General features: G+C 67.9%; 11 protein-coding genes. 9 read left to right on the top strand and 2 right to left on the bottom strand.

Annotated features, from left to right (window positions below):
- Nucleotides 1-22: 22 nt before the first annotated feature.
- A complete protein-coding gene (locus AUL33_RS08460) occupies nucleotides 23-994 on the top strand; it encodes an extracellular solute-binding protein (RefSeq protein WP_082652433.1) in 972 nt (323 codons plus the stop codon).
- A gap of 10 nt (nucleotides 995-1,004) precedes the next feature.
- Here AUL33_RS08460 and AUL33_RS08455 read toward each other — a convergent pair whose 3' ends face one another.
- A complete protein-coding gene (locus tag AUL33_RS08455) occupies nucleotides 1,005-1,619 on the bottom strand; it encodes a TetR/AcrR family transcriptional regulator (protein WP_192843159.1) in 615 nt (204 codons plus the stop codon).
- Nucleotides 1,620-1,816: 197 nt separating this feature from the next.
- On the opposite strand from AUL33_RS08455, the gene AUL33_RS08450 reads away from it, so the two are divergent.
- The 8 genes from AUL33_RS08450 (at nucleotide 1,817) to AUL33_RS22090 (ending at nucleotide 11,725) form a co-directional block, all read left to right on the top strand.
- On the top strand, nucleotides 1,817-3,181 hold the full coding sequence (locus AUL33_RS08450; RefSeq protein WP_082652432.1) for an aminotransferase class III-fold pyridoxal phosphate-dependent enzyme: 1,365 nt from the start codon (nucleotides 1,817-1,819) through the stop codon (nucleotides 3,179-3,181).
- Between the two features lie 552 nt (nucleotides 3,182-3,733).
- On the top strand, nucleotides 3,734-4,480 hold the full coding sequence (locus AUL33_RS08445) for a FadR/GntR family transcriptional regulator (protein ID WP_374754413.1): 747 nt from the start codon (nucleotides 3,734-3,736) through the stop codon (nucleotides 4,478-4,480).
- Nucleotides 4,481-4,512: 32 nt separating this feature from the next.
- Nucleotides 4,513-6,021, top strand: coding sequence for an ABC transporter substrate-binding protein (locus AUL33_RS08440; protein ID WP_062206523.1), 1,509 nt, complete (start codon nucleotides 4,513-4,515; stop codon nucleotides 6,019-6,021).
- A 69-nt stretch (nucleotides 6,022-6,090) separates the two neighbouring features.
- Nucleotides 6,091-7,038, top strand: coding sequence for an ABC transporter permease (locus AUL33_RS08435; protein ID WP_062206521.1), 948 nt, complete (start codon nucleotides 6,091-6,093; stop codon nucleotides 7,036-7,038).
- The gene (locus AUL33_RS08430; protein ID WP_062206519.1) at nucleotides 7,035-7,916 is read left to right on the top strand and encodes an ABC transporter permease; all 882 of its coding nucleotides are present in this window, start codon (nucleotides 7,035-7,037) and stop codon (nucleotides 7,914-7,916) included. The genes AUL33_RS08435 and AUL33_RS08430 overlap by 4 nt, the downstream gene beginning before the upstream one ends.
- A gap of 21 nt (nucleotides 7,917-7,937) precedes the next feature.
- Nucleotides 7,938-9,743, top strand: coding sequence for a gamma-glutamyltransferase family protein (locus tag AUL33_RS08425; protein WP_062206518.1), 1,806 nt, complete (start codon nucleotides 7,938-7,940; stop codon nucleotides 9,741-9,743).
- A 14-nt stretch (nucleotides 9,744-9,757) separates the two neighbouring features.
- A complete protein-coding gene (locus AUL33_RS08420; RefSeq protein WP_062206516.1) occupies nucleotides 9,758-11,569 on the top strand; it encodes an ABC transporter ATP-binding protein in 1,812 nt (603 codons plus the stop codon).
- A gap of 12 nt (nucleotides 11,570-11,581) precedes the next feature.
- Entirely contained in the window at nucleotides 11,582-11,725 is a 144-nt protein-coding gene (locus tag AUL33_RS22090) for a hypothetical protein (RefSeq protein ID WP_156419331.1), read from the top strand.
- Between the two features lie 30 nt (nucleotides 11,726-11,755).
- Here the strand turns inward: AUL33_RS22090 and AUL33_RS08415 are convergent, their stop codons facing one another.
- Nucleotides 11,756-12,724, bottom strand: a complete 969-nt coding sequence (locus tag AUL33_RS08415) for a LysR family transcriptional regulator (protein ID WP_062206514.1) — start codon at nucleotides 12,722-12,724, stop codon at nucleotides 11,756-11,758.
- Nucleotides 12,725-12,771: the final 47 nt, after the last annotated feature.

The following is a 12,771-nucleotide window of genomic DNA, read 5'->3' as shown; positions in this document are numbered from 1 at the left end:
CGCCGGCCTTGCCAGCCCCGCCATGGCGGCGGGCGAACTCAACATCTACAACTGGGGCAACTACACGAGCCCCGAACTCATCAAGAAGTTCGAGACCGAGTTCGGAGTGAAGGTCACCGTCACCGACTACGATTCCAACGACGTGGCGCTCGCCAAGGTGAAGGCCGGCGGTCACGGCTTCGACATCGTGGTGCCCTCGGCCTCCTACGTGCCCGTCTGGATCTCGGAAGGTCTTCTGACCGAGACCCGGCCGGACCAGATGCCGAACTACAAGAACATGGACGACCGGTGGGTCGACGTGCCCTTCGATCCCGGCCACCACTATTCCGTGCCCTGGCAGTGGGGCACAACGTCGATCACGGTCAACAAGAGCGTCTATTCGGGCGATCCCAACACGTCGGCGATCTTCCTCGATCCGCCCGAGGCGTTGAAGGGCAAGATCAACGTCCTGCCCGAGATGATCGACGTGATGCATCTGGCCATCCGCTATGTGGGCGGCGAGCCATGCACCTCGGACAAGGAGGTCCTAAAGAAGGTCCGCGACAAGCTAGTGGCGGCCAAGCCCTTCTGGCTGTCGATGGACTACGGCACGGTCGAGAAGTTCGCCAAGGGCGACATCGCGGCCGGCACCAACTGGAACGGCGCTTCGTTCCGCTCGCGACTGCAGAACCCCGACATCGTCTACGGCTACGCCAAGGAGGGCTATCCGATCTTCATGGACAGCGTCGTCGTCCTCGCCGACGCCAAGAACACCGAGAACGCCAAGCTCTTCCAGAACTTCATCATGGATCCCGAGAATGCCGCGATGATCTCGGCCTTCGCGCGCTACGGCAACGGCATCAAGGGCTCGGAGGCCTTCATGCCGGCCGACATGAAGGACGCCGCGGAGATCGACATTCCCGAAGCCTACAAGGCCGCCGGCTCGTTCCAGGTCACCTGCCCGCCCGAAGCGCAGAAGATCTATACGGCGATCTGGACGGACCTTCAGAAGTAGGCGGCAGCCTTCAAGCGTGAGGCGTGGCGGTCAGGCGGCGAAAATGGTCGCGGGCCGCCACGGCCAGCGCGTCGATACCGGCCTGCGCCGCCGCCTCGTCGCGCAGCGAGAAGGACTGGAGGATCAGCCCGTCCAGCCCGCAGAGGATGAAACGTCCGAGCGCCAGCGCCGCCCGCTCGGCCTCGGCGCGCGGAAGCTCGATCCCGTCGATGAGGAGATCGGCATAGACGGCGACATAGGCCTCGTACTGGCGCGCCGCGAGCCATTGCGTTCCCACCGAGCGCAGGGCGAAGAGCGTCAGTTCGATCTGGGCGATCTGCTTGTCGCGCGTCGAGGTCACGTGGCGCCAGGAGGCGCGGATCAGCGCGTCCAGCCGCGCCTCGATGGCGAGGTCACGCCCGATCTGGCGAAGCGCCTCGATCATCGCGGCGTTCAACCGGTCGAGAACCGCCAGGAGCAGGGCTTCCTTGCTGTCGAAATGGTAGTGAAGCGTCGCGAGCTGGACGTTTGCAGCCGCCGCGATCCGGCGCGTCGTCACCTCGGCGATCCCGTGCGTCTCCAGCGAGCGGATCGCGCCCTCGATGATGCGCGCGCGGGTCTCCGCGCTTTTTGGCGTGCTGCGCACGAGAGGCGCCGGCGCTGGATCCCCGCTTCCCTCGTTTTTGGTCGTTTGACTGAATTTCACGTTCAGCTTAGCCTTTCCCCGAACATCGATCCCGTAGCCGTCCCGTCGTGCCCCTGACCTTCCGCAGGGTGTCCCATGGAACGGCGCGCACGCAGAACCCGCAACCTCCTCGTCTCCCAACAAGGTCGATCGCCGTCATGCTGGATAGAGCCAAGAACCACAACGATACGCTCACCCGCTCCATGCTCTACCCCTTCGCCAACGTGACACACCTAGCGAAGAACCCGCCGCTGGAGATCGTCGGCGGCGAGGGCGTTCATGTCTTCGATCGGACGGGCAAGCGCTACATCGACGGGCAGGCCGGGCTCTGGAACGTCAACGTCGGCCATGGGCGGGACGAGATCAAGGCGGCCATCCGCGACCAGCTCGACAAGATCAGCTACTATTCCGTCTTCGGTGGAACCACGGTGACGCCGGCGGTCGAGCTCGCCGACCTCCTGTGCGAGATGACCGAGCCGGAAGGCATGGTGCGCGCCTTCTTCTCGTCGGGCGGCTCGGAGGCGGCGGAGGCGTCGTTCAAGCTGGTGCGCCAGTACTGGCGCCAGCGCGGCCAGCCGACGCGCACCAAGATCGTCTCGTTGAAGCGCGCCTATCACGGCGTCACGCTCGGCGCCCTCTCGGCCAACGGCACAACGGCCTATCGCGAGGCCTACGAGCCGCTGGTGCCCGGCTTCTTCCAGGTCGAGACGCCGCATCTCTACCGCAACCCCTTCACCGACGACCACGAGGCGCTGGGGCGCCTCTGCGCCGAGCTTCTGGAGCGCGAGATCGCCTATCAGGGCCCTCACACGGTGGGCGCCTTCATCGCCGAGCCGGTGCAGGGCGCGGGCGGCGTCATCGTGCCGCCGGCCAACTTCTGGCCGCTGGTGCGCGAGGTCTGCGACCGCCACGACATCCTCTTCATCGCAGACGAGGTCGTCACCGGCTTCGGGCGTCTGGGCTCGATGATGGGCTCGCGGCATTGGGGCGTGAAGCCCGACATCATGAACTTCGCCAAGGGCATCAACAGCGGCTACGTGCCGCTCGGCGCGACGATGATGAACGCCAAGGTCGCCGATGCCTTCATCACCGACGACGACGCGCAGTTCAGCCCGGCCGCCTTCTTCCACGGCAACACCTATGCAGGCCATCCGCTGGCCTGCGCCGCCGCCATCGCCAACATCAAGATCGTAGTGGAGGAAAACCTCCCCGAGAATGCCGGCCGCGTCGGCGCCTACTTCCTCGAACGGCTGAAGGACGTGCAGACCCGCCATCCCATCCTCGGCGACGTGCGCGGCCTCGGCCTGATGATCGGCGTCGAGCTGGTCTCGGACCCCGAGACCAAACAGCCCTTCGATCTCGGCGAGAATGTCGGCGCCCGCATCGCCGACCATTGCCGCGAGCGCGGCGTCCTCATCCGCAACCTCGCGGACACGTTCATCATCTCGCCGCCGCTGACGCTGGGAACCGGCGAGGTCGACGAGATCGTGGATGCGTTCGAGGACGGGCTCGCCCGCGTCTGAACGGAGCGCGGGGCGTCTCTCTCCCTCCGCGATCACGCAAGGGGATCGGCGCGGACGACGAGCAATCGATCAAGCGGCGACGCACGACTTCTGTCGGCGTCGCCGACGTCGTGATGGGCGGACGATACCGCATCGGATGTTGGAACGAACCATCGCCCCGGCCCGGATGCAGGCCACAATGCGCGTCTCGATCGGGTCGAACAGCGGCGCACGTTCGGCACCTGCTCCCCTCCCAGAACCTCCGCCCCAACCCGACGCTCGGCGACGCTTGCAGGTTTGAACCACCAAGGATCGGAGCCTACGGCCAACGGTGACGCCTATGCAGATCGCGATGGATGCGAGAGCCCCGCTGTCGCTCGCACCTGCAGCGACCCTGTCGAACACCGATCCTCCCGCCACATCGCTCTGAGATCCGCCAATGTGCTGCTATTATAGGCCGCTCTAATTTTTGAGCGTCACGTCGTTGACATCTCCAACGAAATGAACCCAACTGAACCAATCCGAATTGGTTTGGCCCATTCCATGGTTCTGGCACCGCCCGAAAATTCCACGATGGCTCTGGAGCGCATTCGCGATCTCCTGTCGGGCCTCGCCAGCACCGAGGAGACGCGCCTGCCGACGGAGCGGGCGCTGTCGGAGCGGCTCGAGGTCAGTCGCAGCGCCGTGCGGCGGGCGCTCGAAGTCCTGGAGGCCGAAGGGGTCGTCTGGCGCCGTCAGGGATCGGGCACCTATACCGGCCGTCGGCCGGTGCCGACCGCCACGGATGCCGGCGATCCGTTGATCACCGCGGCGGATTTCATGGAGATCATGGAGGTGCGGCTCCGCATCGAGCCGCCGCTGACACAGCTTGCGGCCCTTCGGGCCCAGCCCGAGGAGATCGCGCGGATGCGCGAGCATCTGGCGCGGATCAACCAGACCGCGGACGCCGATGCGCGCGAGCTTTGGGACGGCGCCCTGCATCGCCAGATCGCCTCGAGCGCCCGCAATCGCCTGTTTCTCGGCCTCTTCGACATCGTCAACCGCATTCGCCAGGACGATAGCTGGCGCAGCGTGCGCGAGCGCGCCCGCACACTCGCCAATTCCCGCGAGACCACGCGCGGCCAGCACGAAACCATCATCGACGCGATCGAAGCGCGAGATCCGGCGCGGGCGGGCGAGGCGATGCGCGAGCACCTGCTGCTCATCCAGGAGATCCTGATCCGCCAGACCTCGCTCGAACCGGCGCTCGAAAGCGTCGCGGCGGCGCTCGCCCACCCCGTCCCCATCGATCGTCCGGCGAGCCGGACCGAACCTGCCTGAAACGCCCCCTCTCCCAACCGGAGCCAGACGCCATGAGCCTTCGACGCCTTGCTGCTTGCCTCTTTCTCTCGGCCGCCCTCGCCGGTCCCGCCGCCGCCGCCAGCCTGACGATCGGCCTCGGCGACGACGCCGACGTTCTCGATCCCGCGCAGTCGCGCACCTTCGTCGGGCGCATCGTCTATGCGGCCCTGTGCGACAAGCTCGTGGACATCTCGACCGACCTCCAGATCGTGCCGCAGCTCGCCACCGACTGGACCTGGTCGGACGACGCCCGCAGCCTCGTCATGAACCTGCGCCAGGACGCCAAATTCCATGACGGCGAGCCCTTCGACGCCAAGGCCGTCGTCTACAATATCGAGCGCATGAAGACGCTGCCGGAGTCGCGCCGCAAGAGCGAGCTGGCCTCCGTCGCCAGCGTCGCGGCGACGGGCCCCTATCAGGTGACCTTCACGCTCGGCACGCCCGACGTCTCGCTCCTCGCGCAGCTGTCGGACCGGGCGGGCATGATGGTGTCGCCGAAGGCCGCGGCGGCCACGGGCGCCAACTTCGGCGCCAGTCCGGTGTGCTCCGGGCCGTATCGCTTCGTCGAGCGCATCCAGCAGGACCGCATCGTCCTCGAAAAGTTCGCCGAGCACTGGGACGCCGCCGCCTATCCGCTGGAGCGCGTCACCTACCTGCCCATCCCCGACACGACGGTGCGCCTCGCCAACCTGCGCTCGGGCGATCTCGACATGGTCGAGCGCGTCGCCGCCAGCGACGCAGCGGCCGTCAAGGCGGATGCCGGCCTGAAGAGCGAGACGGTGATCGGGCTCGGCTATCAGGCGCTCTACGTCAACGTCGCCAACGGCGCGCGGGCCGACAATCCGCTCGGCAAGGACAAGCGCGTGCGTCAGGCCTTCTCGCTGGCGATCGATCGCGATGCGATCAACCAGGTCGTCTACGAAGGCACGCAGGCCGCCGGCAACCAGCCTTTCCCGCCCGAGAGCCCGTGGTTCGATAAGGCTCATCCCGTGCCCGCGCGCGACATCGAGAAGGCCAAGGCCTTGATGGCCGAGGCCGGCGTCACCTCGGTCGACGTGCAGTTGCAGGCCGCCAACGTGCCGGTGACGCTGCAGGCAATGCAGGTGATCCAGTCCATGGTCGCCGAGGCCGGCTTCAACGTCTCGCTGCAGGCGACCGAGTTCACCACGCTGCTGGCCGCCCAGAGCTCGGGCGACTTCCAGATCTCGCGCTCCGACTGGTCGGGCCGCCTCGACCCCGACGGCAACATCCACCAGTTCATCACCTGCGCGGGCGGGCAGAACGACGTCAAATACTGCAACCCGGCGCTCGATGCCTTGCTGAACGACGCCCGCACGATCACCGACCCGGTCGCGCGCAAGGCCAAGTACGACGCCGCCAACGCCATCATGCAGGACGATCTGCCGATCATCTATCTCGGCAACCAGTCCTACATCTACGCCTTCGACGCCGGGGTGACCGGCTTCACGCCCTATCCCGACGGGCTCATCCGCCTGCGCGGCATGAACAACGCCGACTGACCCCTGCCGCAGGCCCGGCGGCGGCGATCGATGCCGCCGCCGGAATCCTCCACGAGATCGGGCCCCGCCATGTTGTCGATCGTCGCCAAGCGCCTTCTCCTCGCGATCCCGACCCTTCTGATCGTGTCGGTCTTCGTGTTCCTTCTGCAGAAGCTGCTGCCGGGCGATCCGATCCTGGCGCTGGCCGGCGAGGAGCGCGATCCCGCGACGCTGGAGTTCCTGCGCGAGAAGTATCGCCTGAACGATCCCATCGTCTGGCAGTATCTCTACTGGCTCGGCGATCTCCTGCGCGGCGATCTCGGAATTTCGCTGCGCACCAACCAGCCGGTGACCGACCTCATCCTCGAAAAGTTGCCGGTGACGATCCAGCTCGCGGTGCTGGCGATGATTCTCGCCATGGGCATCGGCATTCCCGCCGGCATCCTCGCCGCCGTGCACAAGAACTCCGCCCTCGACGTGGCAGCCAACCTCGTCGCCCTGTCGGGCCTGTCGGTGCCGAACTTCTGGCTCGGCATCATGCTCATCCTCCTCGTGTCGGTGAATCTCGGCTGGCTGCCCGCCTCGGGCTACGCGCCGCTCTTTACCGACCCACTGCGCGCGCTCGAGACCATGATCATGCCGGCCTTCGTGCTCTCGACGCCGCTCGCCGCCACGCTGATGCGTCACACGCGCTCCGCCATGCTCGGCGCTTTGAAGGCCGACTACGTGCGCACCGCCCGCGCCAAGGGGCTCAGTCCGCGCGAGGTCGTGCTCGGCCACGGCTTCCGCAACGCGCTCCTGCCGGTGGTCACCCTCTCGGCGCTGCTGTTCGGCGACCTTCTGGCCGGCGCCGTCCTCACCGAGCAGATCTTCACCATTCCCGGCTTCGGCAAGCTGATCGTCGATGCCGTGTTCAACCGCGACTACGCGGTGGTGCAGGGCGTCGTCCTTTGCACGGCGGTCGGCTTCATCGCCATGAACCTTCTGGCCGACATTCTCTACGTCCTCCTCAACCCGCGCATGAGGACCGCCCTGTGAGCCTCGCCACCACCGATCTTGCCCGCGCCAAGGCCCTGCGCGACACGCCGCTGCGCCGCTCCTGGCGCAAGCTCGCCGCCAATCGCGGCGCCCTCGTCGGCCTCGTCATCGTCGCCTTCTTCGCGATCGCCGCTCTTCTGGCGCCGCTGCTTCCGCTGCCCGATCCGAACGCCACGAGCTGGACCGCGATCCGCAAAGCGCCCTCGGCCGCGCACTGGCTCGGCACCGACGAGATCGGCCGGGACATCCTGTCGCGGCTCGTCTGGGGCACCCGCGCCTCGCTCTCGGCGGGCATCGTGTCCGTGCTGATCGCGGTGGGGATCGGCGTGCCCATCGGCCTCCTGTCCGGCTATTTCGGCGGCTGGCTCGACCAGATCGTATCGCGGCTGACGGAAGCCTTCCTCGCCCTGCCCTTCCTCATCCTCGCCATCGCGCTCGCGGCCTTTCTCGGCCCCTCGCTCGGCAATGCGATGATCGCGATCGGCCTTTCCGCCATGCCGGTCTTCGTGCGGCTGACGCGCGGTCAGGTGCTGGCCGTCAAGACCGAGGACTACGTGGAGGGCGCGCGCTCGGTGGGGCTTCGCCATCCGCGCATCCTCTGGCGCTACATCTTCCCCAACGTGCTGCCGCCCATCGTGGTGCAGGCGACGCTGACCATCGCCACCGCGATCATCGCCGAGGCCTCGCTCTCCTTTCTCGGCCTCGGCCAGCAGCCCCCCGCCGCGTCCTGGGGCTCGATGCTCAACACCGCCAAGAACTTCCTCGGTCAGGCGCCGTGGATGGCGCTGTCGCCGGGGGCCGCGATCTTCACCGTCGTGATCGCCTTCAACCTGCTCGGCGACGGTCTCGCCGATGCGCTCGATCCGCGCGAATCCTGATCCGAAAGCTTCGAGTTTCCCATGATCCCCCGCACCGCCACGCCCTTCACCACCCGCCCCGAAATCCTCGGGACCTTCGGCACCGTCGCGTCCACGCACTGGATCGCCTCGGCGGTCGGCATGAGCATCCTGGAGCGCGGCGGCAACGCCTTCGACGCGGCCGTCGCCACGGGCTTCGTGCTGCAGGTCGTCGAGCCGCACCTGAACGGGCCGGGCGGCGATCTTCCCGCGATCGTCTACAGCGCCGCCACCGGCCGCACCGAGGTCATCTGCGGCCAGGGCGCCGCACCCGCTGGCGCGACGCTGGAGCACTACCGCGACGAGGGGCTCGCGATCATTCCCGGCAACGGGCTGCTGGCGACCGTCATTCCCGGCTCATTCGACGCCTGGATGCTGATGCTGCGCGACTACGGCACGATGAGCGTGCGCGAGGTGCTGGAGCCCGCGATCTTCTACGCCGCCGAGGGCCATCCGACCCTGGCGCGCGTCTCGGCGACGATCAAGGGACTGGCCGGCTTCTTCGAGACGGAATGGCCGACCTCGCACGAGACCTGGCTTCCCGGCGGCACGGCGCCCGAGCCGCTCTCCCTCTTCCGCAACCCCGCGCTCGCGCAGACGTGGCGGCGCATCGCGCAAGCGGCCGATGCGGCCGGCGAGCGCGAGGCCGGCATCGAGGCGGCGCGCGATGCCTTCTATCGCGGCTTCGTCGCCGAGGCGATCGCCGACTATCTGGCGACGGCGGAGGTGATGGACGGCAGCGGTAAGCGCCATCGCGGCGTGCTGAGCGCCGACGATCTCGCCGGCTATGCCGCCCATGTCGAAGCGCCGCAGCTCTACGACTACGAGGGCTGGAGCGTCGCCAAGACGCAGAGCTGGGGCCAGGGGCCGGTGCTGCTCCAGTGCCTGGCGCTGCTCAAGGGCTTCGACATCGCGGCCATGGACACGCAGGGGCCCGATTTCGTCCATGTCGTGGCCGAGGCGATGAAGCTGAGCTTTGCCGACCGCGACGTCTATTACGGCGATCCTCTGGTTTCCGACGTGCCGATGGAACGGCTCCTGTCGGACGCCTACAACGCCGAGCGGCGCAGGCTGATCCGCATGGACCGGGCGTCCACCGATCTCGACGCCGGCCGGCTGCCGGGCTTCGAGGCGCTGCACGATCGCACCATGGCGATGCTGAACGCGGAGGGCATGACGGCCGGCGCGGTCTACGAACCCACCATGTCGCACCTGTCGGAAAAGCGCGGCGACACCGTGCATATCGACGTGATCGACCGCTGGGGCAACATGGTGTCGGCAACGCCGTCGGGCGGCTGGCTCCAGTCCTCGCCGATCATTCCCGGCCTTGGCTTCTGCCTGAACTCGCGCGCCCAGATGTTCTGGATGACGCCGGACCTGCCGACCTCGCTGGCGCCCGGCAAGCGCCCGCGCACCACGCTGACCCCCTCGCTCGCCGTCCACGAGGACGGGCGACGCCTCGCCTTCGGCACGCCCGGCGGCGACCAGCAGGACCAGTGGCAGCTCTCGTTCTTCCTGCGCTACGTCCACCATGGCGGCGACCTGCAGGCGACGATCGACCAGCCGCTGTTCCACACCACGCATTTTCCCGGCTCGTTTCATCCGCGCACCCGCGAGCCCGGCAACCTGACGATCGAGCGCTCCTTCGGCGAGGCGACGCTGGCGGAACTGGAGCGGCGCGGCCACCGCCTCACGGTCTCCGACCCCTGGAGCATCGGCCGGCTGACGGCCGCGCAGCGCGACCCTTCCGGACTGCTGAGGGCCGCGGCGACGCCGCGCCTGATGCAGGCCTATGCCGTGGGACGATGAGGAAGGATCTGCCGATGACCCCCGAGCCGATCCTGTCGGTGCGCGACCTCCGGGTCTCCTTCCCCGCGTCCGGCGGCTGGAAGCCGGTGGTGAAGGGCGTGTCCTTCGATGTCCTGCCGCGCGAGACGGTGGCGATCGTCGGCGAGTCCGGCTCCGGCAAGAGCGTCACCTCGCTGGCGATCATGCGCCTCCTCCAGGCCAAGGCCAGCCGCACCGAGGGCTCGGCGGTCATGGGCGGGCGCGACCTTCTCGCCCTGCCCGAGCGCCGGATGCGCGACGTGCGCGGCAACGAGATCGCGATGATCTTCCAGGAGCCGATGACGAGCCTCAACCCGGTCTTCACGATCGGACGGCAGATCTCCGAGGTTCTGGTCCGCCATCGCGGCCTCGGCGCGGCCGACGCGAAGGCGGAGACGATCCGCACGCTGGACAAGGTCCGCATCCCCAACGCCGCGACCCGTTTCGACGCCTATCCCCACCAGTTCTCCGGCGGCATGCGCCAGCGCGTCATGATCGCGATGGCGCTGGCGTCGCGGCCCAAGCTTCTGATCGCGGACGAGCCGACCACCGCGCTCGACGTGACGATCCAGGGCCAGATCCTCGACCTCATCAAGACGCTGCAGGACGAGGAGGGCATGTCGGTCCTTTTCATCACGCACGACATGGGCGTCGTCGCGGAGATCGCCGATCGCACGCTCGTCATGCTCCAAGGCGAGGTCGTCGAGGCCGGCACCACCGAGGCGATCTTCCGGCGCGGCGCCGAGCCCTACACCCGCGCGCTTCTGGCCAGCGTGCCGCGCCTCGGCTCGATGAACGGCGAACCCCTGCCCCGCCGCTTTCCGGTGGTCGACGCGCAGACCGGGCTCGCCGTGGAACCCGCGCCTCTCGTCTCGGACCGCGGGTCTGAGGGCTCGCCGGTCCTCAGCGTGCGCAATCTGGTGACGCGCTTTCCCGTCCGCTCGGGCTTTTTCGGCCGCCAGAGCGGATCGGTGCATGCGGTGCAGAACGTCTCCTTTGACCTTCGCACCGGGGAAACCCTGTCGATCGTGGGCGAATCGGGCTGCGGCAAATCCACCACGGGTCGTTCGGTGATCCGGCTGGTCGAGCCGGTCTCGGGCCGCATCGAACTCGACGGCTACGACGTGCGCGCCCTGTCACCGGCCGAACTGCGCCGCATGCGCCAGAGCGCGCAGATGATCTTCCAGGACCCGTTCGCCTCGCTCAACCCGCGCATGAGCGTCGGCGAGACGATCGCCGAACCCTTCCTCGCCCATCGCCTGGGCACGAGAGCCCAGGCGCGCGAGACCGTCGCCGATCTCCTCCAGCGCGTCGGCCTCGGCCCCGAGGCGATGGACCGCTACCCGCACGAGTTCTCCGGCGGCCAGCGCCAGCGCATCGCCATCGCGCGCGCCCTATCGCTGAAACCCAAGGTCATCGTCGCCGACGAGGCGGTGTCGGCGCTCGACGTGTCGATCAAGGTGCAGGTCTGCAACCTGCTTCTGGAGCTGCAGGAGGAGTTGGGCCTCGCCTATCTCTTCATCAGCCACGACATGGCGGTGGTGGAGCGCATGAGCCACCGCGTCGCCGTGATGTATCTCGGCGAGATCGTCGAGATCGGCCCGCGCCGCGCGATCTTCGAGAACCCACAGCATGCCTATACGAAGAAGCTGATGGCGGCCGTCCCGGTGCCGGACCCGGAGCGACGGCGCATGAAGCGCCTGATCGCCGCCGAGGAACTGACGAGCCCGATCCGCCCCCTCGGCTACGAACCACCGGCGCGCAGCTACACGGAAGTCTCGCCGGGCCATCTCGTGCAGGCCGCCTGAACGGGGGCGCTCATGGCGCGCGTGGGCCTTCTGCCCGAGGTCATCGATGGCGTCGGCATCATGACCTACGATCATCGCATCATCGTCGGTCGGCATGTTGCAGACGATGAGACAGCCTTCGTCTTCGCCATGATCCCCGCCCTCGATCCAGCGTGAGGTGACACGGGCCGAAGGTCGCGGTCGGTTTCACGGGTCGAGAGATCGCCCTTCGTCGTCCATCCCGGCCCGCTCGAGGATGGTCTCGTTCAGAGCCTCGATGAAGAGGTCCACGGAGATCTCACGCTCGCGGTCGCGGCGCGTCAACACCGTGTAGGGGCCCATGCGCGGGTGGTGATCGACCGCAAGCGCGTCGATCGTCGGACGGCCGAAGGCGCTGAGCAGCACGTCTCTCGGCAGCAGGGCGACCGCGTCGCTCTGCGCCAGGATCGAGATGATCATGAGGAACGATGCCGTTTCCGTCACGTCGTCCGGCTCGGACGCGCCACCCCCGCGAAAGGCGCTCGACAGGATCTGCCGCATGGGCGAACCCGCCGGCAGGACGACCCAGGGCCAGCGCGACAGCTCGGCCCAGCTCGCGCGCCCGCCCGCCTCGCGCAGCGGATGATCCCGCCGGCAGCAGACGAGGAGATCCTCGTCAACCGTGCCGTGGATCACGAACGCGGAACCGCTGCCGGCATCGAGGACCCGCCCGAGCACGAGATCCAGGTTGCCCCGTGTCAGCGATGCCGTCAGGATGTTGCTGGTCGCCACCTCCACGAAGATCCGGAGGCGCGGATGCTCGCGCTTCAGTCTCGCGATCACGCGCGCGACGAGGAACGGCACGGCGCTGGGGATCGAGCCGACGCGGAGCGCCCCGGCATAGCCCGACGACAAGGCCTCGATCTCGCTGGCGGTGCGGTCCAGTTCGGTGCGGATCGAACGGGCATGGCGGATCATTACCTCGCCGTAGGGCGTGGGCCGCAGGCCCTTGGGATGACGCTGGAAGAGCGTCTGGCCGATCGCGGCCTCGAGGTCCCGCAGAAGCCGCGTCGCCGCCGGTTGCGTGGTGCCGGCCGCCTCCGACGCGCGCCGCAGGCTTCCATGCTCGGCGAGAGCCAGAAGCAGCACGAGATGGCTCGATTTCACGCGCCGCAGGAGGATGTCGCCGCTTTCCATCGACTTCGCTTTCGATGCGTGATGCCCAGAAGGCATCGCACCATAGC

The organism is Aureimonas sp. AU12 (assembly GCF_001463705.1).
Classification (GTDB): Bacteria; Pseudomonadota; Alphaproteobacteria; order Rhizobiales; family Rhizobiaceae; genus Aureimonas.
Note: the sequence above shows the minus strand (reverse complement) of the source record. Positions and strands in the feature narration are given on the sequence as shown.

What these genes read in the sequence shown, in the direction of transcription:
- AUL33_RS08460 (WP_082652433.1), top strand. Translation starts at nt 23, where the DNA reads ATGGCGGCGGGCGAACTCAACATCTACAACTGGGGCAACTACACGAGC.
- AUL33_RS08440 (WP_062206523.1), top strand. Translation starts at nt 4,513, where the DNA reads ATGAGCCTTCGACGCCTTGCTGCTTGCCTCTTTCTCTCGGCCGCCCTC.
- AUL33_RS08445 (WP_374754413.1), top strand. Translation starts at nt 3,734, where the DNA reads ATGGCTCTGGAGCGCATTCGCGATCTCCTGTCGGGCCTCGCCAGCACC.
- AUL33_RS08420 (WP_062206516.1), top strand. Translation starts at nt 9,758, where the DNA reads ATGACCCCCGAGCCGATCCTGTCGGTGCGCGACCTCCGGGTCTCCTTC.
- AUL33_RS08415 (WP_062206514.1), bottom strand. Translation starts at nt 12,724, where the DNA reads ATGGAAAGCGGCGACATCCTCCTGCGGCGCGTGAAATCGAGCCATCTC.
- AUL33_RS08450 (WP_082652432.1), top strand. Translation starts at nt 1,817, where the DNA reads ATGCTGGATAGAGCCAAGAACCACAACGATACGCTCACCCGCTCCATG.
- AUL33_RS22090 (WP_156419331.1), top strand. Translation starts at nt 11,582, where the DNA reads ATGGCGCGCGTGGGCCTTCTGCCCGAGGTCATCGATGGCGTCGGCATC.
- AUL33_RS08425 (WP_062206518.1), top strand. Translation starts at nt 7,938, where the DNA reads ATGATCCCCCGCACCGCCACGCCCTTCACCACCCGCCCCGAAATCCTC.
- AUL33_RS08435 (WP_062206521.1), top strand. Translation starts at nt 6,091, where the DNA reads ATGTTGTCGATCGTCGCCAAGCGCCTTCTCCTCGCGATCCCGACCCTT.